Source organism: Streptomyces sp. NPDC096311, from assembly GCF_044763085.1.
GTDB lineage: Bacteria > Actinomycetota > Actinomycetes > Streptomycetales > Streptomycetaceae > Streptomyces.
Genome location: NZ_JBIWFN010000001.1, coordinates 83,751 through 106,343 on the forward strand (window position 1 = coordinate 83,751; position 22,593 = coordinate 106,343).

Consider the following 22,593-nt stretch of genomic DNA (forward strand, 5'->3'; position numbering starts at 1 on the left):
CCGAGGCTCTTGGTCCCGCGACCCTGCCGGCGTAACCCCTGACTCGCCGACGTGCTCGGCTGGTCCTTCGTCGTCCCCTTCTTGGGACTCCGATTCGGCTTGTCGGCGGCCATGTCGTTTTCCTTTCCGGCTCAATGTCAGGTAGCGGCATGCGTCACTCCTCGCCGCACTCAGTGGAGCGTGGTGAGGAAGTCCATGTCGTCACGAATGGTGCTATTGGACTGCACGTCCCGCAGACTCACGTCCAGTCGAAGCAGGTCGAGCGACAGATCCGACTCGTACTGCGACTTGTTCAGGGAGTAGTTCTGATACGCCTGTGAAAGGTTGTTCATGATGTTCATGAGAGGACGCATCGTCACGTCAGAGGACTGGTAGTCCTTGGTGAGGCTGGTGCCGTCCGAGAGGATCCACTGCATGTCCGAGATCTGCTGGCTCGTCGGATCCGAGCCCTCGTCACGCTTCTTGGTGAAGAACTGCACGTAGCTCTGACCGGCCGGCACCAGGGCATCGAGGTAGCCGCCGTAGACGTTGCCTGCACGCCAGTTGAGGTCGAAGCCGCCCGGGACGACATGCTTGGTCTGCAGCGCCAGCGTCGAGACGCCGTCCTTGGCCGCGGCCGCGGAGACGCCCGTGATCCTGTCGGTGGCAATCGAGACCGGAACGGTCGGCGGACGCAGGAACAGGCCGTCGATCTTCGTCGTCTGCAGGTCGGTGGTGTACGACTGAATCTGTGTCAGATTCGTGCGCATCTCGACGAGCTTCTGGTCCAGGGCATCCCTGGCCTCGCTCTCCTTCTCCTTGAGTGCGACCTCGTAGTAGGCCTGCGCCGGGTCGAAGGTCAGAGCGTCGAGCGCCGCGATCTTCTGGACCCCTGATGCGCCGGGGTTGAAGAAGACCCGCCACTGGTCGTACTTGGAGAAGGTCTCGTCGCCGGCCAGCTTGCCGCTGCTCTGCGCCTGCTCCGCTCCGGGCGTGGTGAGTTCGGCATTCGCACGGACCGTCAGGTTCAACACCTGGCGGTCGAAGGGCCGGTCGGCGTTCAGGAGGACCCCGACGTAGCCGGTCGAGCCGAAGGCGTAGAAGGAGCTCTTGATCCCGCTGGTGCTGACCGGCTCACTGTTCAGCGAGGTGTCCGACCCGAGCAGGAACGCCCTGTAGTCCGCGGCGTTGTACGAGATCTGAGCGGTCGGACTGAAGTGCATCATCACGAGCGCCTTGTTGCCGCTCTCGTTGGTGTAGATCCCGTCGACGGTGCCATCGAGATTCGTCTTCGACGTCTTGAAGTCGCTGGTGTACAGCGCCGTCTGCGACAGCGAGTCACGCCCCGCCTGGTAGGCCGAGGCCCCCGATGCGCTGATCACGATCGCGCCCGTGACCGCGAAGATGCCGAAGAACACCCCAAACCGCTCGATCGCGTGGTGCGAGTCGAGCTTGAACTTCCTGCTGAAGGCCAGTGCCTTGTCCTTGATCCCCATGTTCTGCTCTCTTTCGTGCCTGCACCGTGCTGCGGGCCCGGATATGGCGAACCGAGCCGGAGGAGGCCTTGCACCTCAACCGACCCGGTTCGCTCGACGCCTCTGTCCCCGGTCGTGTGCACGTCTGTGACGGCCTCTTACTTGGAAGGGCCACTCAGGAACCCGCTGACCTGATCGACGGTCTGGACGATCACCGTGCCGCCGCCGAGGTCCGTGATGGTCTGCTGGCCGCCGGAACCGACCGTCGAGATCAGCGACCACCCGCCGGTGCCCAGGGCTCCGCCGACGAGAATGAGGAGCGCGATCGTGCCCCAGCCCTGCTGGTGACCCGCGGACTGCGGGTTGGCCATCAGCTTCTTGATCAGGTGCACACCGCCCCAGACCAGGCCGACAGCACCGAGCAGCATGAGCAGAAGACCGCCCCAGAGCTGGACCTGGGACTTGGCGTTCTGCAGGAAGCTGGTCAGGTCCCAGGCTGCGCTCGGCAGGGAGGGCTGTGTGAGGACGGCTGCCTCGTAGATCTTCGTCATGGTTCTTTCCTCTCGCCTTTCGAATCATTCGATGGCATGCCAGTGAGTCACAAGGCAGCAAGCGCAGCTCGCCCGCCCGGGCGCGTAGTGATAGAAGTCAGAGTGGTCGGTGGCATCCTGTCGGAACCCCTCGCTGGCTCGTATATGTGCGCATCGACAGTGACTAATCTACCTCATTCGAATAGCTAGTCACAGAGATGCGCGAAAGGGTCAGTCAATAAAGAGCTGAAAGGGACTCGGAAGCGAGGTGAATCGACATCGCGACGTGCGACCGCAGGGTCGTGGCGGACGCCTGTGGAATCCGCAGTGCGAGATGTGTAATGTGCCGCTCCAGCACCGCTGTGACGCCGGCCTGCTCGATTTCGAGGCGGGCCCCCCACGCGCACCCCGTCGATCGCGATCTTGACCAGGAAGCACCAAACCGCCATGAACCCACTGCCCGGTGACCTTTTCGCCCGCCGGCTTCGTCAAGAACGCGAACGCCTCGGCATCAGCCAGGCAGAGCTAGCGCGCCGTATGGCCGCACTGCTCGGCACGAACGTCGACTCCACCGCCATCACACGCATCGAGCAGCAGACCCGCGCGGTCAGGCTCGACGAGGCGGTCACCGCTGCCGAGGCTCTCGGGGTCCCTCTCATCACACTGGTCAGCGACAACTACGCCCGCGAGAACGAGGCTGAGATCCAGAACCAGCTCGCCGAGCTCGCCCTCGCCGAGCAGGAATGGGAGAGGCTGCGCCAGAAGATCCACCGGATCACCCAGACCATCCAGCAACTCTCCGCCGAGCGGGAGGCCTTCCGCTCTCACGCGCTGGACGTCAACCCTGAAACCGCCGGCGACTACGAGCTCGATCCTGAGACGCAGGCCGCTCTCGACACCCGGATGCGTGATGTCCGCAACAAGCCGGCCGGAGAGGTCGCAGGCCCAGGCGCATGACGCTGTTGCGGGCGGCCGGGTTGAACTCCCGGTCGTAGACGTTCACCGTCTCGGGCTCCCGCCACCGGCCGGCCCGCATGATCTCCTCGGTGCTCGCGCCGTTCCTCCTCACCTGCATGGCATGACCAGCTCGCAGACTGTGGAAGCCGTGCGCCGACGGATCCATCCTCAAGGCCGCCGAGGAGGGGCCGTGGCCGAAAACGAAGGACTGGTAGGTCCAGGACCTCGACACCGCGAAGTTGGGGACGCGCACCTCGCGCTCGTCACGACCGTGATGACGCCGGGACCGTACGGGGCATTAGCTCAGGCAGACTGGGCGCCATGCGCTCTCAAACGCCCGCCCGTGCCGTCCTGCTGTCCAGCATCGCGGTGACCGGTCTCATGGCCTCGGTAGGCGGGCTCATTGGCGCGCTCCTGGGCGGGCCGGGCACAGCAGGGCTCTCCGCGTTGACCGGCGGATGTGCTGCGGCTCTCGGAGCCTTCCTGGCCCGCCGCCGCAGCATGGCCAAGTTCAACGCAACCCACCAGGCCGCGCACGATCGCGGCTTCGCCGAAGGGCTGTCCCACGGCCTGCTTGTCGGAGTGGCCCAATATGAAGCCGCGGTCTTCCCGTCGAGCCCCGACGGCGTCACCGCCGAGGAGCGGGCCGCCCGCCGCACCTATGCCTACCGGATCGCGGCTCAGGACGCCTTGCCCGAGGCCATTCGCCGCCTGGCGGCACGTGTGCTTGCCGCGCTCGACGAAGAAGACCATGACCGCGCCCGCGAGGCCATGCAAGAACTGTCCCTCGCGGTGCGGGAACAAGGGAAAGCCAGCCGCTAGCGGTAACCTCCGTCGGACCGCTCCACCCGCAGAGACTTCTTTTCGTACGTCCCCAGAGTCGGGGCGGCGTCGAGGAGCCGAGGCGGCGCGGCTGCTCCTCGACGTAGGCGCGCGGGATACCGGAACCCTCGGCGATCAGCGGTAGGTGAAAACCCGGCCGTCGTGAACGCCGGAGGCGGTGACGATGACGGTCGACCACTCGGCCCGGGTCACGGGCGCAGCTCCAACAGGAGCGTGGTGCCCGGTCCCAGCAACTCGCGCAGGGCGCGTCGATCGAGCCGCAGATAGTGCTCGCCAGCTCCGGCAACAGGGCGGTGCCCATCTCGGGCCTGTCAGTCAGACGGAGCGCCACGGCAGCCTTCCGCGTACAGCTCTCGCAGGCCATCGTCTTCCCGGCGCGGCGCCCGCATATCGTCAGCGCCGCCTCCAGCAGGCGGGCGTCCGTCCCGGACGACGTCGTGCTCGTGCTCACCGGTACTCCAGAAACCGCGAGGCCCCCTGCCCGATACAGGGGGCCGATACTGAACGGACGGAGTGGGAGCCGATTTCGCTACACCCCCGAGGCGAGAATCCCGCCGCAGCACCCGGGAAGGCGGGCGTCGGGCGCGGCGTGGCCGAAAGCAGTTGTTGCTGTTAAGGCGTTCCAAGTCAACCCTCCGTCAGTGTTCGGGTTCAGGTGATTTGTTCGCATCGGGGATCTCGTGTCACTCGCCTCCCAGCCGGGTCATGCGCTAGTCCTTGTCGTGTTGCGTGCCAGGGCCCAGGTGGTGAGTGCGTCGGCGTGCTCCTGGAAGAAGGTCTCGGCGCGTTCGCGGGCCAACTCAGGTTCGCGGCCTGCCTGTTCGTAGATCTCGGCCAGGTGGTCCAGGATCGCGGTCGGCACGTCGGCGGAGGCGGGGTAGACCCGGGCGAAGGCGTCGCGGAAGACCGCGGCCAGGTGCGGGGGGAGCCGGTAGCCGCCGGTCTTCTGCCAGGAGGAGCGGCCGTCGTAGCTGGAGGTGAAGGGGAGTTCGGTGTCCTCAGGCAGCCAGCCGTCGCGGATGCCGCGGGTGACGGCCTTGGTGATGGCGGCAGAGGGGCCGCGCAGCGCGTCGTCGCCGTGCTTGGCACGGAACTCCTCGCCGTCGGCCCAGCCGTACCCCTCGGCGACCGCGCGCAGCAGTCGGCGGCCGTTCGGGGAGACTTCGCGGACGAACTGGTCAGCGCGCTCGGGGGTCCAGATGGGGTCGCCGACGGTGACGGCGGCGCCGGGTCGGCGGGCCGCGTCAAGGAGCGCTTCGGCGAGCGGCCCGTCGTCGTCGGTTTCCAGGATTACGCGCATACGGCCTCCAGGAGATTTGAGCCAATAACCGGCTGAGACTCGGATCAGTCTAGGAGAGGCCGCGTGTGAGTGTGGGGTGATTACCGGATCAGACCTGGTCCAGTCTTCCGGAGTTTGAATGGGACCACTGCTCCCTCGCGGCACGATCGGAAACAGCAACTCAGGGTATCCTTACCTCCTATTCCTGGAAGAATACGAGGTAGTGAGACCGTCAGGAAGACAGTTCTGCGCGATCGACCACCAGGCGCAGCCGGGGGAACCGGCCGAAGAGCTGCTGCAGGGCGATGCGGACCTCGATGCGAGCCAGCGCGGCGCCGACGCACATGTGGGCGCCATAGCCGAAGGTCAAGTGCTTGTGAGAGGCGCGGCGGGTGACGTCGAAGCTGTCGGCGTCGTCGCCGTGGACGCGCCGGTCGCGCCCGGCGGCGGCGTAGTTCATCACGACGACGTCACCCTGTTTGAACGTCAGGCCGGTGATGTCGTCGACGATGTCGCGTCCCGCGAAGCGGGCGACCACGCTGGCCACGGGAGCCCGGAAGCGGAGCGACTCCTCAACTGCCTGCTCCCAGGAAACCTGTCCGCTGGCAGCGAGGGCGATCGAGGCGGCAGACGATGGACGCGGCGGACCCCGGTGGCGAAGTCGCGGGCCGCTTCGGCTGCGGCCGTCGCGGCCCTGTCAGGCGCGGCGAGCTGGGCGGTGGAGGCGTGCGGCGGGATGAGGGTGATGGTGTAGAGGCCCTCGTCGCGGGTGATCCGCTGCCAGGCCGAGGCGGCGGCGAGCGGGAGATCGGGGACGAGGACGCCTGCGCCGCCCGCAGCCGTCAACTGGCGCGCGAAGGCGTCGGGCCGTAGTCCTCGATGGAGGACCAGTACGCCATGGCCAGCAAAGCGACGGTGGTGGAGTCGGTCAGCTCGATCGCTGTGGCGAACAGCTGGTCCATCCGGAAGCTTTCCAGTGCCTGGGCTGCGGCCCGCGCGATCACCAGGCCGTCCAGGTGCGGCTCGAGGTGTTTACCGACCTGCCCTGAAGCCTCCGCGTCACCCGTCTGGGTCGTCTCGTGAGCTGTTCCGGGCGCGTTAACCCACCGCGCTCGTAGTCTCCGGCACGTACTCAAACATCCACGGGCGGGCGGATTGACGATGCTCTGCTCGACGGTGGGAAAGCCGACGGGGTAGTACGCCGCGAATGCGGCGCGCTGCGTGGCGCGGGCGGTGCGTCAGGTCCGGTCGAACGCGGCGGGGCCTAGCGTGAGAGTCATGGTGGTGTCCGTTGCTGTGGCGGCGTACGGCGGACGGTGCGCAGTGTGCGGCGGCTGAGGCCGCGTGGCCGGGCGGGGTTATGCCCGGCCACGCGTTGAGCGCTGTACGGTGAGTGCGTCGGTTTAAGGCGCAGTGGCCGCTCGCGCGGAGGGCGCTGGCGGTCAGTTCGCGAAGCCCCAGAAGTAGGCGCCCCACATCCAGCCGGTCCGGCCGGCGTTGGCGCCGCTGGTGACCTTGATCCGGTACCACTGGTACTGGGAGCTGCCGTCCCACCAAAGGCAGTTGGAGGTGACTCGGGTGCCCTTGCTCAGGACCCCGAGGGCCGCCGAACTGGTGGAGTGGTTCGACCGGAGGTTCACCGCGGTCGTCGTCTTGCCCTTCTGCGTCCAGGGGTTGCACGAGGCCGCTGCCGCTTCTGGGGCGGTTGCCACTGCCCCTCCCAGTGCCGCAGCTGTGATTGCCGCTGCCGCGACGGCGCTGCGGATCTTGTTCTTCCTCATCGGATGAGCTCCTTCTTGCATGCGCATGGCGCGGGCTGCTTCATGGAGTTGGTGGTTGGGGATCTGTTGGTCAGGCTGCGGAGCGCCGGGTGCGGCGTACTCCGGCTCGACGGCCGGCCCCCGATTCGTCAGGCGCATCTCGATGTGCAGCACGCCGCGCTCCACCCCGAGCGCCCGTACGGCGTGGGTGACCGTTGGGTCTTGCGCGGGGTGCCCGTCATGCGGCCGGGAGAATGCGGAGGGCGGGGGCGACGAGCGCGAGGCTGACGAGCGCGTCGGGATCGGTCCAGATCATGTGCAGTTCCAGCCCGGCGGCGTCGAGTTCACGCGCGAGGCGCTCGGGGCGGAACTTCGCGCTCACCTCCGTGCGCAGGTCCTCGCCGGCGGCGAACCGCACGTCGATGCCGGGGTCGTCCAGGCGCACGGTCTGCGCGGTGCGGGCTCGCAGCCGCATCTCGATCCACTCGTTCTCCGCGTCCCACACGGCGATGTGTTCGAAGCCGTCAACGTCGAAGTCGGCTCCGAGCTCCCGATTGATCCGGTGTAGGAGACCTCGATTGAAAGCGGCCGTCACCCCTGCGGAGTCGTTGTAGGCGGGGAGGAGCACGCGCGGGTCGGTCACCAGGTGGACGCCCAGCAGCAGCCGGTCCTGATGCGCCAGCCGGGGGGCGAGCGAGGCGAGGAACTCCGCACGCTCGTCGGGCAGCAGGTTGCCGATCGTTCCGCCCAGCAGCATCACCAGCCGAGGCCCGTCCACGTCGTCCAGGTCCAGCGGAGCAGTGAAGTCGGCGACGCGCGGCTGGACGGCCACCCGCGGGCATGCAGCCGAGAGCGCCGTGGCGGCCTGGTCGAGGGCGCTGGAACTGACGTCGACGGGTACGTACGTGGTCACCGTCTCGGCCAGCGCATCCAGGAGCGCCAGAGCCTTTTCCGGGCCGCCGCTCCCCAGCTCGACCACGCTCCGGGCGCGGGTGTTCACGGCGATGTCCGGGCTGAGCTTGGTGAGGAGAGCCTGTTCCGTGCGGCAGTAGGGGTATTCCGGCAGCCGCACGATCTGCTCGAACAGGGCGGAGCCGGCCGCGTCGTAGAGCCACTTCGGCGGGAGCGCCTTGGGGACCGCGGTCAGGCCGCGCGTCGCGTCCGCGCGCAGTGCGGCGAGATGGGCCGGCGCGTGACCGGTTACAGCGGGGGTGGTCATAAGCAGGGACCTCCGTGAGGAAACGGGAGAGCGGGACCGGGGGGTCATGGGGCCTCCCGGGTCTGGGCCGGGACGGCGAGTGGGAGTGGGAGCCGGTCCCCGGTGGGGCTGGCAACGAGTAGGAGGAGGGCGGCTGCGCCGCCGACCGGCAGCAGCAACGGTCCGAGGGGGCCGGCAGCGGCCGCCGTACCCGCAGCGCACCCGATGTCGAGGGCGGCGACGAGCAACGCCGCTGCCTCCGTAGCCATCCCCTCCGGTGCACTGTGGGCGGTGAGGACGTAGGCCGCGCTCAGCAGAGGCGCCATCGCGGCCCCCGGCGCGAGGCAGGCGGCCACCGCCGTGACCGGGCCTGTGGCGGCCAGCAGCGGCAGCCAGCCCGCCGCCCACACCGCGCACAGCACCATCAGGTGCCCGTACACCGGCCCGGGCCACATCCGGGCGCCGTAGACGATGCCGCCGATGACGGCACCGACGGACAGGGCGGCGGGCAGCAGTCCGGCCAGGCCCGGCGCCTGCAGGCGGTCGCCCATTCGCACCGCGACCGGGATGATCGCTCCCATCGGTACCCCGGCGCACGCCATCGCCGCGTACAGCCGCCGCAGGCCGGTCGAGCGCAGCGGCCCGAGCCAGTCCGCAGCGCGCGGCGTGGGCCGCCATGCACGCGACGGGGGCGAGGTGACCACCAGGAGCGTGCCCGCCAGGCCGATCGCGGCCGTTGCCAGGAGCGCCGTCTGAGCGGATGCCGCCCAGGCCACGGCGGCCGCCGTCAGCGGACCGGCGATGTAGATGAGTTCCTGTACCGAGGCGTCCAGGGCGAGCACGACGCGCTCGTGCTCACGGTCTGGCATCAGCGGGCGGAACAGGGAGCGCTGCGTCGCGTCGAGCGGCGGACGGGCGAACCCGGCTATGAGCGCGCCCAGCACCTGGCCGTCCTTGACGAGGATCAGGACGAAGCCGGCGGTGGCGATCAGCGCGCTGACCGTGAGCACCCGGGTCTGTCCCCGCCGGTCGACCAGCCGCCCGAGTACCGGGCCGCCTGCCGCGTTGGCCAGCAGGTAGCAGGCCGCCAGCGCCCCCGCCGTGCCGTACCCACCGTCGAGGCCCACCAGAACGATGGCCAGCGGGGCCATCCCCGAGGGCAGCCGGCCGATGAGTGTGCTGGTCAACAGTCGGGCGAGGTGCGGAACCCGCAGCACGGCGCCGTACGTGACGGGGCACTGGGCCGCGTTCAAGGACGTGGATGCGGGCTGCACAGAACGACTCCTGGCCCGAGGTTCGCCGCGCTCTGGACGGCGGGCATCCTCGTGCCCCAGATCGCCATGACCAGCCCCAGTACGGCGAAGACACCGAGCAGCAGTCGTCGGTCCCTTGTCGGCGGTGCGGACTGCGCGGCCGGTGCGATCGTGGTCATCGGCCTGCCCCCGACGCAGGTGTGGACCAGGCGGTCGTCACGGCGAGCCAAGGGCGCGGTGATGCCGACGAGTTGGGCCGCGTGGTGCTGTGCCTCATGGTCGGTTCTCCGGTTCGGCGGTCAGGAAGCGGCGGGATGAGGACGGCGATCGCGCGGGCGGCCGTGCGGCGATTGGTGAGCCCGGCGAGCGCCCGCCGCCCGAGGTCAGGGAAGCGGCCGCGAGAACCGGGGCGATGATCACGGCGACGACTGCGGCGGCGAGCAGGGGGATGGAGGTGCGCTTGAGCGCGGGCATGGTGGCTTCCTCCGGGAAACGAGTGGGTCGGCGGTCGTTCGTGGCCGGGCCGGTGATGGGGGTGGTGAGCGGGATCCGGGCCGGTCTGTCAGCCGGCCAGCTGGTAGAGGCCGTCGTCGCGCACCCAGCCCTTGGTGCCCTTGGGGATACCCGACTTGGAGCGCTGGCTGAGCTGGCTGTAGTCCCAGGCGCCGCGGCTGCACAGCACGGTCAGCTTGTCCCCCCGGTAGAGGTAGCCCCTGCTGGCATACGCGGTGGAGGGGCCGGTGCGGAGGTTCCAGCCGTTCTTGGCCACGGTGGCGCCGAAGTTCGACCAGTTGACGGTGCACTTGCTGTTCTCACCGACGGCGTGCGCGGCTGGGGCGGTGGTCACGGCCAGCCCGGCGGTGACCGAAAGGGCGAGCATGGCTGTGGCAGCAAGACGGGTGGCGGCACGGAGTCGCATGGGATCCCTTCAATTCATTGGGGTGGCGAAGCGGGAGACGGCGAGACGGGGCGAGGCGACGCGCAGGGCCGCACGGTGATGCGGGCGTACTCGCCATCGGGCTGCGCGGGCAGCAGTCGGTACACGAGCGACAGGCACGGCTGCTCGAGGGGTGGGGTGGGCAAGTCGCGAGTGCCTGCTGCGCCTGGCGGCGGCAAAGCGGGGTACGCGGGTGGTGGGCCGGGTGTTGTCCGGCGGGCGCGCGGCCGGGCGCAAGGTCTCTCAGTAGAGAGCCTGTTGGCGAAGCGTCGTCGGGCGTGGTCGGGTGCTAGCCGCTCAGCCCGGCTGCGCCGAGGTTCCGCATACAGGCCAGCTCCGCCTGGAAGCAGGGGCGGTGAGCCGGCACCGTGGTGCGCGGTCCCGACTGGTCCGTCGCGTGCTTTGAGGTCATGTGGTTTGCCCCGTCTGGCTCGGGGGCCCTGGGCTCAGCAAAATGCAGTGGTCACGCTGTTGTCGCGCGGCGCACTGATCTATCCTGAGCACCGTCGGCGTGCTCCAACACGCCTACAAAAGGCCCCAGTGGTTTCCTCAGATCCGCTGGTGGTGACTCTGCTGAGAGTCGCTTTGCACAAGCCCTGGCAGGGGCCTGCTTTGCGCTGGCGAGAGCGGGTGCCGGACCGGTGGCTCCAACCACCTTCTGGTGCCCGCTTCCTGGTGCCTGCGGCGGCTTCCCCGCCGCAGGCCTTGTCGGCTACCCTGTAAGCGGTTTCGACTTGAGCCTCACTCACTCCGTGGCCGGCCGGGCCTGCATCGGCAATGCTAGGCATATGCATGCGGCGATGCCATTTCGCCGGTGCACCATCTGGCTGTTGGCACCTTTCGGGATAGCACCAGTCGGCCACATGTCAGCACAGAGGTGCACCTTCCTCATGACAGGGGTGTCGGCGGTGCACATTTCCCGGCCCCGTGCATAGCTCACCAATCACTTGGCAAACTTTCCGCCTCATCCTGAACACCACGCCTCGACAGGCCGGTTGGCCGATAAAAAGACATTCCGCGAGGGCCCCTATGATGGTGCGAGGGGTGAGCTTACTCCCTCCCGTCGAGCCGCTTTTCCTCGTGTCCTCCTTGGCCCTGCCAGGCGCTTGTGGTGGCCATCCGATGCAATCGACCTTCCCGCCGAGCCGATACTGGCGACTACCGTCGAGACTTTTACACTTCCTGTGAACTGGTTTGCCGAACCCAAGTGGGACGGATTCCGAGCATTTGCGGCACACGATGCTGCAGGTTCTACGGCTCTGCGCTCGCGCGGGGGCAATGATCTTTCCGTGGCCTTTCCGGAGGTCGCGGCCGCCCTTCGGGAATTGCCCTTTTCGGTCGTCTTCGACGGCGAATTGGTCGTGTGGGAGGAGACCAGGCTCGCGTTCGAGCGGCTCACGCAGCGGTTGCATCGCCGGGGCACCGCCGCGCAGCGGGCCGCGGCAGCGCAGCCGGCGCACTACGTCGTGTTCGACCTGCTCCACGTCAACGGCCGGAGCCTGCGCGAACGTCCATACGTCGACAGGCGGCAGGCACTCGAGACCCTGTTCGAGCGGGAGGGGCTGGCTGCGCCGTGGACGTTGCGCCCGTTAACAGGCGATGCCGATGTGGCCCGAGAGTGGCTGGGCTGGTCCGTGGCCGGCGTGGAGGGCTGTGTGTTCAAGGACGGCGGCGAAAGCTACCGGCCAGGAGCACGCTCCTGGCGGAAGTGCAGTGCAGTGGGTGCGCGACACCCTGGAGATGATCGTCGGCGCGGTCACCGGAGCGCCTCGCCGTCCCCGGAGCCTCCTCCTTGACCGGCAGGCCCCGGACGAACGACTGCAGTATGCGGGACGCACGAGTGCCTTGCCGGCAGTTCAGGCCCAGATCATGGGCGGCTTCCTGCGCCCGGTTCAGGAGGATCACCCGTGGGCTGGGGGTACCTTCTCCGGCTGGGGATCGCGGGAAGAACTGCAAATATCTCTGGTCGTTCCAGAAACCGTCGTCGAGATCAGCGCGGATGTCTCCCGGGACGCCCGCGGCCGTCTGCGCCACCCCGTACGCTTTGTGCGGGTACGTGAAGACATGGCCGTCGAAGACGTGCCACGCCTCGAGCTGCGAAGGTGGCCCCATGAGGGAGGAAGAAAGGGGTCTGACGCCGAGCTCTGCGACGTCGCGGCGGTCAGCAAGCGACGACGGACAGCCCTTGCTGATCTGAGCGCAGATCAGGCTGGCCCGTGACGACATGCAGTGAGAACTGCAGATCGCGTACGCCCGCAAGGGTGGCAAGATCGCGCTGCATGTGGTCCTCCACGGCGCGCAGATGGGAACGCACCGTTACTTCGGAGAGGCCGAGCGCGCGGGCCGCGGGCTCGACGTGCGTGTCGAAGGTGAGCCAGGCGAGTGCCGTGGACTGGAGGTCACGCCGGTCTGCCAGGACCGGTCTGAGCAAGGTCTGTGCCCAGGCATGCGCCTGGGGAGTGTCCAACAGCCATGCCAGAGAAAGCGGTTCGGAACCGGTCAGCCGCGGTGCGGCGGAAACCTCTCGCTGGGTGACCAGTTCCAGTGCCAGGGCAACGGCGATGCGGTCGCTTATGGAAGCAAAGTCCATGCGCAGGAGTTCGGCAGCTCGCGACGCGCGGCGCATGACCGTGTTGCGGTGCAGGCTCAATCGGCGGGCGGCCACCGTGTAGGGGTAGGCGAGGGCGGCCGGAAGGGTCTTGCGCATGGACTCCCACTGCGTCTCGTCGCGCATCAGCGGGTGCAGCAAGCGGCGGGCCCAGTTTTGCGCTTCAGCCTGCGGCAGGAGACTGACGAGGTCGGAGCCGTGCACGGAGAGAGCCACGGAGTCCGGTTGGAGGGCGGCAAACCTCTGGGCGGTGATGGCCTCGTGAAGTGCGTCGGCGAGCAGGGGCATGGAGTAGATCCCGCTGCCGCCCAGTGACGAAGGGGGCCCCAGGGCGCCGACCAGCCGGGTGAGTTCGGCAGAGACCTCTGCCCCGGTGTCTTCGTAGGAGCGGATCGGATGCACGATCAGGATCCGCCGGTTGTCTCTCGGGTCAGGGACAACGAGGGCCTGCTGGCCGACGGCTGTGCTGCAGCGGCGTGCGGTCAGGTACCGGCGTTCCTGCTGGGTCTCCACAACGAAGACGCGGACGGTTTCCGATTCCAGAAGTCCGGGCGCCAGCTTGGCCATGACACGCCGCGCCTTCTCGGCCTCGCCGTCCAGAAGAAGCTCGAATGCCGCGCTGCGCGCCGCGTGGGAGGCGTCGGAGGCTGCCAGGTACTCGCGGTGCGCCTGGTCGACGAGGCCCAGCAGTTTTGCCGCTTGCCGGAGCAGTCGCAGGTCCGCCTCGTCGAAAGGGGTTCTGCGGGCCACCGCGAGGACAGTGTCCGCGGCCGAGGCCGGGGCCAGCGAGATGAGCTGGGTGTGGGGTCCCGAAAGCGTCTCGGGGAGAGTTCCGTCCACGGACTGCCGGATGATGGCTTGCGCCAGCTGCTCGGCGGCAGTGGCAGGTGAGGCGGCGAGAACCCGTTCCGGCTCGCTGACCAGCACCTGACAATCCAGAGACCGGGCGAGCCAGTCCGCGATGCGCTGCAGGGCGCGGGCATCGGCCAGCTGGGCCGGCAGTTCCTGTACGAGCGAGCTGAGTTGGGCAGCGCGGCGCTCGGCGAACATGAGGCGGGACTGCTGGATCTCCGCGTGTACGCCTTCCCAGCGCTCGGCGGACGCGGCCGTAGTGAGCAGGGCGATGTCAAGCCGGGTGGCCCGGTCCACGATGTCCGGGGGGAACGGGGAGCGCGCGCCGGGAGCAGCACTCACCGCTAGACCTGCTCCACCGTCGCGGCTCATCCTCTGCAGCAACAGCTCGAGCACCGTCGTGACGCGGCCGCGGAGACGGAAGGGCGACGTGCCGGTGATCAGGACGAGCGAGCCATCGGGCAGAGCTGAAGGAACTCCGCCTTCCAGCAGTTGTTCCGGCGTCACCGTCACCACGCCGTTGATCTCCGCAGTCTGGGCACGCCGGGAACCGCTTACCACGAAGGTCAGTTCGAGTTCAGGCTTGTCGGTGGGCAGTAAACCCAGGGTCGGCATGACGCACTCCTCGGGAGTTGGGACGAGGTCGTATAGCGCCCCTGGCACCGGCTGGACGGCACGGGTGCGCGGCGATCACGGCCTCATGGCCCCACTCCCGCCACCTCGCACTGCCGACCGCGGAGGCACACCTTGACACACCCGTCCCCCGACGAGGGCAGGCCGGGCATATGGCGCAGCCGTCCACTCGAGGCGGCGCCCCGCCCGAGGTGCCGCACTGCGGGCCCGGACCGCACGTACCCGGCGGAGGGCGGCTCCGGCTGAGCGATCGCACGCAGGCGGACCCGGGTGACGGGTTCCGGCACTGTTGGGCTCACGGCTTCTCTCGATGCGGCGCTTGCTCTTGGACGCGTAGTGGGACCTCTTGAAGAACTTAGTGACAGAGTCCGGGTTGAGCGCCGGGACGAGCTGCTGTGCCAGCTCTTGGGGCAGGAGCCCGTCCGCGATCCGTCCGTGTCCTCGCCTGTGCCATCCAGGAGAAAGTGACCCAACTCGTGCAGAATCGCATGGAATCGAGTCAGCTCGTTCGCGTTGACGTCAACGACGATGAAGTCAAGGTCGGGACTGGAGACGCAGAACGCGCTGACCTTCGACGGCAACGCCAGGCATAGCACGTTGATGGGCTTTCCGTCTCGGCTGGCCACCAACTCAACCAGGTTCTCGATATTGCGAACATCCGACAGGCCGAAGTCCCTGCGGATGAGCTCGGCGGTGGCGCGAGTTTCGAAACGTATGGCGAGCTGTTCCCGGAGCGAAGCGGTCCAGCGCGGTACATGCCGGCATCTGCGGCTCGACTCCCCTGTTGACATGGTGCTCAATTCCCCCTCCCGTCGGCTCCGTCGCGGCCACTCTCTGAGCGAACCGCCTGGCCCGTCAGCTGCGGACCGACCAGCGCACGTATCCGTCCGGATGGCGGGGCTGCCCTGCTGCTGGGCCGCCGCCTTGACGGACCAGGCGCAATGGCGCACACCGGCGTGATCCGTTCCAGGGTGACAGCCATTCGCGTCACAGCATGCTGACGACGTGGTTCGCATGGTCGCTGGGCGGACGTTCCAAGAAGGCATGGGCGTGCAAGTCGGCGCTCCCTCATACCGCGGGTCCCGCGGTCCTCCGGAGGACTGACGGGGAGCGTGTTCGAATGTTAGTTCGATTTGTAGGCTCGGGCTGGTGCGTAGGTTGATAGAGCCGGTGTTGAGGTGCCCCCGGAAGGGAGAGTGGATGAACGACTGGCCAGCGGTGCACGCCGAGGTGTCCACGGCCGATGCGCTCGGCGCGAGTACGAACGCTCCGCCGGCGAGAGTGAGAGTGGCCGCTGAGGCGGCGGCAGTCTGCGTCATGCGTCGCGACATGCGACGGCGGGAAACGGGCACAGCGGCCTCCTGGATGAGGTGCTGGGGGCTCCGACGCAGGGTGAAGCGGCCCGTTCCCGCACGGCAGGTACGAGTGACGGCCTATCCTGTCTGCGGCGTGTACGAGACGCCGCTAGAGCACCCCAGGGCTTGGGTTTGGGTTCGATCTCTGGTGGTGCGTGACTCATGCCGAGTCGCCTACGGTGGCCGTTTCCCTGCGTCAACAGGGGGGCGGCCACTGTGCTGTATGCGGTTGTTGGACAGTCCTACGGGTCATGCTGAGCCACTTTCGGCTGTCGCTCCCTGCGCCAACAGGGAAACCTCAGACACGTACCCCTCTCCGGGGCGGGCGCGAGGTTTGGCAGGCACGCTCATCGCGTAGCGGCGGGGATCATAGTGGGCCCTCAATGCCGTCCCGACCCGACGATCTGCGCACCCGCTCTGCACAATTGCGCATCACGCGATTCCTGCACCGCCCATGAAAATCGGAGCACTGCCAATACCTGGCAGGGCGTGCCGCGTAAGGCTTTGGCAAATTAGGCGCATACGCCGACGGCTGCGATCTCAACGGCGGCCGCGAAGAGCCCGTGCGGTAATTGACGATTCCGTGTGCGCGAATCGTTGATGTCCGTGCCCCCGGAACCGGCACCCGCGAGAACGGCGGCTGACACCCGTCACGCGTGGCAGTCAACCGGTTGACGGACGTGGCATCCCGGACCGGCAGTAGTTCCCGCTGGCCTAGGAACGCCGGTATTCGCGGGGTGTGATGTCATGGAATTGACGGAACATACGGGTGAAGACGGTAGGACTCTCAATTCCGATAGACCGGGCGATCGCCTCGATGGTCCGTTGCTGCTGCCGAGGGTCCGCCAGGAGCCTGCGCGCCGTCTCCATCCGGACCTCGCGGATGTGCCGGGCCGGTGACGTGCCGCTTTCCCGGAAGACGATCTCCACGTAGCGCACGGAGACCCCGAACGCCGCCGCCAGCGTCTTGGCGGACAAATCCGGCTCCGCGAGGTGGTCCTGTATGAAGCCCTGCATCCGGAGAAGTTGCGCGCGGTGTCCGAGGAGGGCGTTCACCCCGGCCTGGTCAGCGTGCTCAGCGGAGCGCAGCACGGACAAGGTCAACTCGCGCAGGGTGTGGCCAAGTTCGGGCAGCAGACGCGGATCGAACCGGTCCTCACCGGCATAGATCTCCCTGACCGCGGCCTGCAGAACGGCCAGTACCGGGTTCTCCGCGCCGATTCGGCGCCCGATTCGTTCCTTGTCGATAGGCATGACCTGCCGCACGTCCGCGCGGGGCAGCGTGAGCACCAGGTGATGAGCACGCCCGTCGGCCCTGAGCTGGAAGGGCACGGTGCTGTCGAGTAGAACCGCGTCTCCTCGGAGCAGCCGGGACTCCACGGTGGTATTCACCGCGCTGTCCTCCTGGGCAATCGACAGCATGAAGTAGTCGTCCTGGGGTCCGGCCAGCATCTTGGGCGTGCGCACGACTCGGACCGGGTCGGAGCCGACGTCGGTCACGGTGAGGTGTCCCAAGTCCACCTGGTGGGCCCAGCCGGTGTATTCGGCACCGCCCCCGGTGTCGCCGATCGGTATTGCGTCCAATTTGACCAACGTCTCACCCAGCGCGCCCCGCCAGGCGTCGACATCATAGACCTCTCCCCGGGGCGTGGCAGGCCCGCTCATCGCGTCCCTCCTTTCATGGGCAGCGCAGGAATCGCGTGATGCGCAAATGTACAGAATGAATGCGTGGATCGTCGGGTCAGGGCGGTATTGGGGGCTCACTATGATCTCCGCTCCCGTCCTGGAGCGGAAGCAGATAACTGCACGCAGGAGGTCACATGCGCAGGGCTGTCGTGCTCGGGGGCAGCATCGCGGGGCTGCTGGCTGCCCGGGTGCTCAGTGATCACGCCGACGAGGTGCTGGTACTGGAGCGGGATGACATCGCCCCCTCGGGCCTGTTCGGAAGCGGCCAGGGCCCCCGTCCCGGAGTCCCTCAAGGCAAGCAGATGCACGCCCTGTTGGACGGGGGGCGCCGCAGGATCGACGAGTGGTTCCCGGGCTTCGCCACCGATCTCATCGCCGACGGCGCTGCGCTCGCGGACACGGGCCGGGACCTGCATACCTACGTTGGGGGCCGCCGTAAGGTGCTGGTCGACGGCGTGGAGATGATCAGTGCCACGCGGCCCCTACTTGAGGCACACCTCCGACGCAGGGTGCTGTCGCTCGACAATCTGCACCTGGTCCACGGCCGCGTGTGCGGTCTGGCCTTCGAGGGCGACCGGGTGATCGGAGTTCGATACACGGGCACGACCACGGATGCGCGTGATGAGGTGGTCCTGGAGTCCGACCTGGTGGTCGACGCGACCGGCCGCGCCAGCCGAATCGGGGACTGGCTGCGGGAGGGTGGTTGGCCCAAACCCGCGACGCGGCGCATGGACGTCGACCTCGGCTATACCACCGCACTGTTCCGGCGTCCCGAGGGCGGGCATGACACGACGCTGGCCCAGTCGCTGTCCACCACGCCGGACGGTCGGCTGCGGCTGAGCACCCTGGGCCGCGTCGAGGGAGATCGGTGGATCGCCCTGATAGCCGGGTACGCGGACGACCGCCCGGGGCGCGGCAGCGACGAGTTCCTCCTCCGCTGCAAGGAGGACCCGGCGGCGGCGTTCCGTCAGCTGACAGAGGACGGTGAGCTGATCGGGGAGCCGGCCAGCTACGGGCACCCGTTCAGTCTCAGGCGTGACTTCCACCTGCTGGACCGGTTCCCCGCCGGGCTCATCGCGACTGGTGATTCCCTGGCCTCGTTCAACCCGATCTACGGCCAGGGCATGTCGTCGGCTGCGATGCACGCCTCCTGCCTGGCGACCTATCTCAAATCCGGGCATTCCTTACGGGATCCGGCCTGGGCGTACTTTAAGGGCGCCCGCGCCGTCGTGGACGACGCGTGGCAGACGTCCACCCGCAGCGACTTGAGGCTGCCGCACGTCACCGGGCCACGGCCACGGGGCTTCAAGGTCATCTCCCGGCTCAGCGACCTCGTGGACCGGGCGTCGATGACCGATCCGGTGATACACCGGCGCTGCTTGGAGGTGACGCAAATGCTCAGTCCCGCGAAGACGCTGATGCGCCCCGGAATGCTACTGCGAGCCGCGTGGGCGGTGCGCAGACAGGAAGCGTGAAAGGCCGTCAGGCTCGGCCAGCTCAACGGCTTCGGACCTCCTGCCGACAGCTACCGAAGGCCGTGCGACGCAGATGTCGCGGGGCCTTGCGTGAAACGTGGCTGAATACTCTGAGTGAGTGTTCGCCGTGGTCTCGGCAAGGGTGAGGACCGCCACCGGGGTGGCGGTCCTTGGCAGGGTAGCGGATTTGGGTGGGGTGGTGGGCTGGGGCTGATGCCTCAGCCGGGTTCATGATCGGCGGGGTTTGCTGTCGGCGCTGAGGTCAGTGGTACCGGCGTCGGCGTAGGTGGGGTCTTCTTTGTAGCGGGCGGAGCTGGTGGCGTTCTGAGCAAGGAGGAAGCCGAGGACGACGAGGCTTTGTGCTGCGGCGCCGAAGGCGATCATGCGGCGGTTCCACAGGGAGCGGTCGAACGGGGAGAAGCCGGCTTCGGTGTCTTCGCGGCGGCCGTAGAGGGTCTGGTGGACGGCGGTGTTGTCGGGGATCTGGAGGAGATGTTCGGCGCGGTGGAAGCCGGTCTCGGTGTCGCTCTGGCCTGCCTCGCGTTCTCCGGGGGTGGTGGTGACGCCGACGGGTTCGCGGTGTTCGTGGGGGGCCGCGGGGGCAGAGGACGGTGAGCAGGTGGTACCAGCGGTGGGTGTGGGCGCTGGCGCGGCGTTCGAGTTTGCGGACGGGCAGGGGGACGAGGGTGCCGTGGTCGAGGAAGGCCCGTTCGTGAACACGGCCGCCTTGGGACCACAGTTCGTGGCGGCAGCGGCCGTGGGCCACAGTTCGCGCGGCGGTTTGGAGACGTACGTGGCGCCTAAGTGGTTGATGGCTACTTCGAGTCCCGTGAGGTCGTCGGGGTCGAGCTGGGTGAGGGTGGCGTGGTGGGTATCTCCGCGGGCGGTGTCTGCGCTGGCGGCTCCCGACGTCATGAGCGGTGCCAGAGCCGTGCCGCCGATCAGCCTCAGGGCGGTGCGTCGCTTCGTGGGTTCATCACCTGCTTCGCCGGGCGTCGCGGGAGGCGACACGGGATGGCCAGGGCCGCGACCGGATGCCGCGCTTGGGTGGTCCATACCCAGATCCGCGGGGGCGGGGGCAGAGCCTGGGAGAGACCGCACAGGGCGTTTTCGTGTGCGCTCAGGTCAGCGCAGGCCGTCTGTGTCGTCGTGCTCTTCGCCGACTGGGAGTGGCCGACGGTCGTCCCCCGGGTCCTCGCTGTAGATGACCGCGGAGACCGCGCTGTCGTAGGCATCGTTGAGGCCGTTGCCGCTTGTGCCGAGCATGTTCTCCCAGTCGATTCCCATGCCTACGAGCCTAGACCGTATGGAAAACCGGCGCCTCGCTCGCAAGTTGGTGCGAGTTGCCGCCACTCTGAGTGACGGTAGAGCCACAATTGCGGGAGGTGCCAGTCATGTTCGAGCGTACGTATGCCGGGCTGGATATTCACGCCCGTTCAGTCGTCGGGGCCGCGACCGATGGAGTTTCCGGGGAGATCCGGTCGCTGCGGCTGGCGCCGCAGACGGAGGCGGTGTGGGGCGATCGAGCAGATGGGCTGTCTCGCCATTCGCGCCGGTGGTGGGGCGGCTGGAGTGCCTGCGCGGGGTCAGCGTACTGACTGCCTTCGGGCTGGCCGTCGAGGTCGGCGACTGGCATCGCTTCACCGGCGGCACCATCAGCTCCTATCTGGGCCTGGTGCCGTCGGATGCCTCCAACTGCCAGCGCCGGGTGCAGGGTCCGATCACCAAAACCGGCAACAGCCACGCCCGCCGGCTGCTGCTGGTGGAGGCGTCTTGGCACCACCGCAAGCGGTACCGTACGAGCCGGGAGCTGATGCGCCGCCAGGCCAGTCAGCCGCCCGCCGTCCGGGACCGGGCCGAGCGGGGCAACCGGTGCCTTAACCAGCCGTGGAAGCGATTTGAGCTGCACTGAGATTTGTGGAGTCCGGCGATCTTGTTTCAGGCGGACTGCGGGGTCTGCTCCTGGCTCTGCCAGAAGCCGCGTTCGTACTCGGCAGGTGGCACGTAGTCGAGCGCGGAGTGAAGACGCTCTTCGTTGTACCACGTGACCCACTGGAAGATCGCCCGCTCGACCTGGGCGGGGTCCTTCCAGGGGCCCTGTATCTCGATCAGCTCGGCCTTGAAAGTGCCGTTCAGAGCCTCGGCCATGGCATTGGCGTGATCCGTCGACTGCTGGTGATCCCGATTCTGGAGACGGAGGTCGGGTGCGTGTGACGCATCCGTTCCATCCGCTGTCCGGCCAGGAGTTGGAGTTCATCGAGCGCCGGCAGTGCTGGCGTGGGGACCGGGTGTACTACTTTGACGAGGTGGGCGGCCGGTCGAAGATCCCGGCGGAGTGGACGTCGGTGGCGCCGGTGGACCCGTTCGTTGTCGCGGCTGCGGGCGAGTGTCCGTTCCGGACACAGGATCTGGTCGCGCTGGCCACGCTGATCGATCGGCTGCGGGGCGTCGGGGAGATCACGCCGTGAGCGTCGCGGAGTTCACGCCGAGCGGGAGGCCGATCGCGGTGCCGGCCGGGGGCGCGTTCGGACGGGGAACGTGCGCTGGTCTGCTACTTCTGCCTCTCGTGGTGGCGATCAGGGTCTTGGCCGTGGCCGGTGGCGTCGGAGTCCTGATGACAGGGTTCAACAGGGGCGGTGGCCATGGCAGCGGTGGTGGGAAACACGGCGAAGATCCGTGCTCTGCGGGAGTCGAGAACACTCAATCCGCGTCCCGAGGCGGTGACCGACGAAGCGTTCGCCGCCACGTCGTTCCTGGATCCGCACGATTTGGTGCAGGTGAAGTACGAGATGGTGCGCCGGGTGCGCGTCGACAAGGTGCCCGTCGCACGAGCTGCGAAAGCGTTCGGGTTCTGCCGGCAGTCCTTCTATGCGATCGCGGCCGCCCTGGACGCGGAGGGGCCGGCTGGTCTGGTGCCGGGCAAACCGGGGCCGAAGGGGCCGAGCAAGTTGACCGGGCCGGTGATGGAGCACCTCGAGGCCCTGCTGGAGGCCGATCCGGCCATGAAGGCGCGGGTCCTGGCCGAGGCGGTGGCCGAGGAGTTCGGTCTCACCGTCCATCCGCGGTCGGTGGAGCGGGCTCTGGCCCGTCGGCGGGAGGGCCGCCAACAGGGAGTTGACCCGAGCCTTGAACCAGGGCAGCTGGTGAGAAAAGCAGTCGCCCAAATGGCGCTCCCCCTCCTTCGGCGAGACCAGCAGAAACGTCGACACGATCTCATTTCCGCAAGCACGTATCTTATCTGGCGCTCGTCGTCACGTCAGGGAAGGATTTGTTGGTCCACTGGTCGTGTCTCAACACCCCTCCCCACGGGCGAAGACCGAGATTCCGTGCACGCTACACAGAGGGTAGACACCCCTTTGCGGTTTGCAAAATTATCCAGCAATTCATAACCGGCGCACAGTATGACCTCATTTCTCTCATAGCATTTTCGACGACACCCTGATACCCGCCCTCTTGGCGCGCTTGTCGGAGGTTACCCCGCCCTGAACAGCGCCCTGGCGTGGCCCCAAGATCACGATCTACAGCCGGAAGGCTACATCCTTCGCCGTCACGTCAGGGACGGAGTGGCTGAGCCGCTGGTTGAGTCCCCCGTCTCGTCACCGAAGGCCAATATTCCGTGTATATGGCGCAGGGGATATGAATTCGCCTGGCGACGTGAAAGAATATCCAGTAGCTCGTAGCCGGCGACCAGTACTACCTCATTTCCTTGATACGTCTCCAGGTTGATCACTGCGGCCTCAAGCAGTCCAACCTCAATGACGAGCAAGGGGATA

General features: G+C 67.7%; 22 protein-coding genes. 7 read left to right on the forward strand and 15 right to left on the reverse strand.

Annotated features, from left to right (window positions below):
- Positions 1 to 170: 170 nt before the first annotated feature.
- Together ACIRA5_RS00385 and ACIRA5_RS00390 are read right to left on the reverse strand one after the other, a co-directional pair.
- Positions 171 to 1,475 carry a hypothetical protein gene (locus ACIRA5_RS00385; RefSeq protein ID WP_403685898.1) on the reverse strand — a complete coding sequence of 435 codons (1,305 nt, stop codon included), beginning with the start codon at positions 1,473 to 1,475 and terminating at the stop codon, positions 171 to 173.
- Positions 1,476 to 1,612: 137 nt separating this feature from the next.
- Complete coding sequence (locus tag ACIRA5_RS00390) at positions 1,613 to 2,005, reverse strand: hypothetical protein (protein WP_403685899.1); 393 nt, start codon at positions 2,003 to 2,005, stop codon at positions 1,613 to 1,615.
- 426 nt (positions 2,006 to 2,431) lie between these two features.
- On the opposite strand from ACIRA5_RS00390, the gene ACIRA5_RS00395 reads away from it, so the two are divergent.
- Positions 2,432 to 2,941, forward strand: coding sequence for a helix-turn-helix domain-containing protein (locus ACIRA5_RS00395; RefSeq protein ID WP_403685900.1), 510 nt, complete (start codon positions 2,432 to 2,434; stop codon positions 2,939 to 2,941).
- Positions 2,942 to 3,262: 321 nt separating this feature from the next.
- On the forward strand, positions 3,263 to 3,763 hold the full coding sequence (locus ACIRA5_RS00400; RefSeq protein WP_403685901.1) for a hypothetical protein: 501 nt from the start codon (positions 3,263 to 3,265) through the stop codon (positions 3,761 to 3,763).
- A 724-nt stretch (positions 3,764 to 4,487) separates the two neighbouring features.
- Here ACIRA5_RS00400 and ACIRA5_RS00405 read toward each other — a convergent pair.
- The 8 genes from ACIRA5_RS00405 to ACIRA5_RS00440 form a co-directional block, all read right to left on the reverse strand.
- Positions 4,488 to 5,084 (reverse strand): hypothetical protein, encoded by a 597-nt coding sequence (locus tag ACIRA5_RS00405; RefSeq protein ID WP_403685902.1) that lies wholly within the window; start codon positions 5,082 to 5,084, stop codon positions 4,488 to 4,490.
- A gap of 211 nt (positions 5,085 to 5,295) precedes the next feature.
- Positions 5,296 to 5,682, reverse strand: coding sequence for a cytochrome P450 (locus tag ACIRA5_RS00410; RefSeq protein ID WP_403687168.1), 387 nt, complete (start codon positions 5,680 to 5,682; stop codon positions 5,296 to 5,298).
- 823 nt (positions 5,683 to 6,505) lie between these two features.
- The gene (locus ACIRA5_RS00415) at positions 6,506 to 6,844 is read right to left on the reverse strand and encodes an SH3 domain-containing protein (RefSeq protein ID WP_403685904.1); all 339 of its coding nucleotides are present in this window, start codon (positions 6,842 to 6,844) and stop codon (positions 6,506 to 6,508) included.
- Positions 6,845 to 7,061: 217 nt separating this feature from the next.
- Positions 7,062 to 8,042, reverse strand: coding sequence for an L-histidine N(alpha)-methyltransferase (egtD, locus tag ACIRA5_RS00420; protein WP_403685906.1), 981 nt, complete (start codon positions 8,040 to 8,042; stop codon positions 7,062 to 7,064).
- A gap of 44 nt (positions 8,043 to 8,086) precedes the next feature.
- Complete coding sequence (locus ACIRA5_RS00425) at positions 8,087 to 9,295, reverse strand: MFS transporter (RefSeq protein WP_403685907.1); 1,209 nt, start codon at positions 9,293 to 9,295, stop codon at positions 8,087 to 8,089.
- On the reverse strand, positions 9,271 to 9,453 hold the full coding sequence (locus ACIRA5_RS00430) for a hypothetical protein (protein WP_403685908.1): 183 nt from the start codon (positions 9,451 to 9,453) through the stop codon (positions 9,271 to 9,273). Before ACIRA5_RS00430 ends, ACIRA5_RS00425 begins: the two co-directional genes overlap by 25 nt.
- Positions 9,454 to 9,547: 94 nt before the next feature.
- Complete coding sequence (locus tag ACIRA5_RS00435; protein ID WP_403685909.1) at positions 9,548 to 9,748, reverse strand: hypothetical protein; 201 nt, start codon at positions 9,746 to 9,748, stop codon at positions 9,548 to 9,550.
- An 88-nt stretch (positions 9,749 to 9,836) separates the two neighbouring features.
- The gene (locus ACIRA5_RS00440) at positions 9,837 to 10,193 is read right to left on the reverse strand and encodes an SH3 domain-containing protein (protein ID WP_403685910.1); all 357 of its coding nucleotides are present in this window, start codon (positions 10,191 to 10,193) and stop codon (positions 9,837 to 9,839) included.
- Positions 10,194 to 11,395: 1,202 nt separating this feature from the next.
- On the opposite strand from ACIRA5_RS00440, the gene ACIRA5_RS00445 reads away from it, so the two are divergent.
- Complete coding sequence (locus ACIRA5_RS00445; protein ID WP_403685911.1) at positions 11,396 to 12,007, forward strand: hypothetical protein; 612 nt, start codon at positions 11,396 to 11,398, stop codon at positions 12,005 to 12,007.
- Positions 12,008 to 12,372: 365 nt separating this feature from the next.
- On the opposite strand, the gene ACIRA5_RS00450 is transcribed toward ACIRA5_RS00445, so the two are convergent.
- Together ACIRA5_RS00450 and ACIRA5_RS00455 are read right to left on the reverse strand one after the other, a co-directional pair.
- The gene (locus ACIRA5_RS00450; RefSeq protein ID WP_403685912.1) at positions 12,373 to 14,286 is read right to left on the reverse strand and encodes a helix-turn-helix domain-containing protein; all 1,914 of its coding nucleotides are present in this window, start codon (positions 14,284 to 14,286) and stop codon (positions 12,373 to 12,375) included.
- Positions 14,287 to 16,373: 2,087 nt separating this feature from the next.
- On the reverse strand, positions 16,374 to 17,324 hold the full coding sequence (locus ACIRA5_RS00455; protein WP_403685913.1) for a helix-turn-helix domain-containing protein: 951 nt from the start codon (positions 17,322 to 17,324) through the stop codon (positions 16,374 to 16,376).
- A gap of 155 nt (positions 17,325 to 17,479) precedes the next feature.
- Here ACIRA5_RS00455 and ACIRA5_RS00460 point away from each other — a divergent pair, with 155 nt between their 5' ends.
- Positions 17,480 to 18,820 (forward strand): NAD(P)/FAD-dependent oxidoreductase, encoded by a 1,341-nt coding sequence (locus ACIRA5_RS00460; RefSeq protein WP_403685914.1) that lies wholly within the window; start codon positions 17,480 to 17,482, stop codon positions 18,818 to 18,820.
- 228 nt (positions 18,821 to 19,048) lie between these two features.
- Here ACIRA5_RS00460 and ACIRA5_RS00465 read toward each other — a convergent pair whose 3' ends face one another.
- Together ACIRA5_RS00465 and ACIRA5_RS00470 are read right to left on the reverse strand one after the other, a co-directional pair.
- On the reverse strand, positions 19,049 to 19,735 hold the full coding sequence (locus ACIRA5_RS00465; RefSeq protein ID WP_403685915.1) for a hypothetical protein: 687 nt from the start codon (positions 19,733 to 19,735) through the stop codon (positions 19,049 to 19,051).
- A 210-nt stretch (positions 19,736 to 19,945) separates the two neighbouring features.
- Entirely contained in the window at positions 19,946 to 20,107 is a 162-nt protein-coding gene (locus ACIRA5_RS00470; protein ID WP_403685917.1) for a hypothetical protein, read from the reverse strand.
- 226 nt (positions 20,108 to 20,333) lie between these two features.
- Here ACIRA5_RS00470 and ACIRA5_RS00475 point away from each other — a divergent pair, with 226 nt between their 5' ends.
- The gene (locus tag ACIRA5_RS00475) at positions 20,334 to 20,732 is read left to right on the forward strand and encodes a transposase (protein WP_403685919.1); all 399 of its coding nucleotides are present in this window, start codon (positions 20,334 to 20,336) and stop codon (positions 20,730 to 20,732) included.
- Between the two features lie 26 nt (positions 20,733 to 20,758).
- Here the strand turns inward: ACIRA5_RS00475 and ACIRA5_RS00480 are convergent, their stop codons facing one another.
- The gene (locus ACIRA5_RS00480) at positions 20,759 to 20,968 is read right to left on the reverse strand and encodes an integrase core domain-containing protein (protein ID WP_403685921.1); all 210 of its coding nucleotides are present in this window, start codon (positions 20,966 to 20,968) and stop codon (positions 20,759 to 20,761) included.
- A gap of 62 nt (positions 20,969 to 21,030) precedes the next feature.
- Here ACIRA5_RS00480 and ACIRA5_RS00485 point away from each other — a divergent pair, with 62 nt between their 5' ends.
- Both ACIRA5_RS00485 and ACIRA5_RS00490 read left to right on the forward strand, forming a co-directional pair.
- Positions 21,031 to 21,288: a Y4bD/Y4pK family protein gene (locus ACIRA5_RS00485; protein ID WP_403685922.1), complete on the forward strand. Its 258-nt coding sequence runs from the start codon at positions 21,031 to 21,033 to the stop codon at positions 21,286 to 21,288.
- A gap of 174 nt (positions 21,289 to 21,462) precedes the next feature.
- The gene (locus tag ACIRA5_RS00490; RefSeq protein ID WP_403685924.1) at positions 21,463 to 22,209 is read left to right on the forward strand and encodes a transposase; all 747 of its coding nucleotides are present in this window, start codon (positions 21,463 to 21,465) and stop codon (positions 22,207 to 22,209) included.
- Positions 22,210 to 22,593 lie beyond the last annotated feature (384 nt).

Excerpts from the sequence above, each read along its gene's own strand:
- ACIRA5_RS00385 (WP_403685898.1), bottom strand. The coding sequence starts at position 1,475 with ATGGGGATCAAGGACAAGGCACTGGCCTTCAGCAGGAAGTTCAAGCTC.
- ACIRA5_RS00390 (WP_403685899.1), bottom strand. The coding sequence starts at position 2,005 with ATGACGAAGATCTACGAGGCAGCCGTCCTCACACAGCCCTCCCTGCCG.
- ACIRA5_RS00395 (WP_403685900.1), top strand. The coding sequence starts at position 2,432 with ATGAACCCACTGCCCGGTGACCTTTTCGCCCGCCGGCTTCGTCAAGAA.
- ACIRA5_RS00400 (WP_403685901.1), top strand. The coding sequence starts at position 3,263 with ATGCGCTCTCAAACGCCCGCCCGTGCCGTCCTGCTGTCCAGCATCGCG.
- ACIRA5_RS00405 (WP_403685902.1), bottom strand. The coding sequence starts at position 5,084 with ATGCGCGTAATCCTGGAAACCGACGACGACGGGCCGCTCGCCGAAGCG.
- ACIRA5_RS00415 (WP_403685904.1), bottom strand. The coding sequence starts at position 6,844 with ATGAGGAAGAACAAGATCCGCAGCGCCGTCGCGGCAGCGGCAATCACA.
- egtD (WP_403685906.1), bottom strand. The coding sequence starts at position 8,042 with ATGACCACCCCCGCTGTAACCGGTCACGCGCCGGCCCATCTCGCCGCA.
- ACIRA5_RS00430 (WP_403685908.1), bottom strand. The coding sequence starts at position 9,453 with ATGACCACGATCGCACCGGCCGCGCAGTCCGCACCGCCGACAAGGGAC.
- ACIRA5_RS00435 (WP_403685909.1), bottom strand. The coding sequence starts at position 9,748 with ATGCCCGCGCTCAAGCGCACCTCCATCCCCCTGCTCGCCGCCGCAGTC.
- ACIRA5_RS00440 (WP_403685910.1), bottom strand. The coding sequence starts at position 10,193 with ATGCGACTCCGTGCCGCCACCCGTCTTGCTGCCACAGCCATGCTCGCC.
- ACIRA5_RS00450 (WP_403685912.1), bottom strand. The coding sequence starts at position 14,286 with ATGCCGACCCTGGGTTTACTGCCCACCGACAAGCCTGAACTCGAACTG.
- ACIRA5_RS00455 (WP_403685913.1), bottom strand. The coding sequence starts at position 17,324 with ATGAGCGGGCCTGCCACGCCCCGGGGAGAGGTCTATGATGTCGACGCC.
- ACIRA5_RS00460 (WP_403685914.1), top strand. The coding sequence starts at position 17,480 with ATGCGCAGGGCTGTCGTGCTCGGGGGCAGCATCGCGGGGCTGCTGGCT.
- ACIRA5_RS00465 (WP_403685915.1), bottom strand. The coding sequence starts at position 19,735 with ATGACGTCGGGAGCCGCCAGCGCAGACACCGCCCGCGGAGATACCCAC.
- ACIRA5_RS00470 (WP_403685917.1), bottom strand. The coding sequence starts at position 20,107 with ATGGGAATCGACTGGGAGAACATGCTCGGCACAAGCGGCAACGGCCTC.
- ACIRA5_RS00480 (WP_403685921.1), bottom strand. The coding sequence starts at position 20,968 with ATGGCCGAGGCTCTGAACGGCACTTTCAAGGCCGAGCTGATCGAGATA.
- ACIRA5_RS00490 (WP_403685924.1), top strand. The coding sequence starts at position 21,463 with ATGGCAGCGGTGGTGGGAAACACGGCGAAGATCCGTGCTCTGCGGGAG.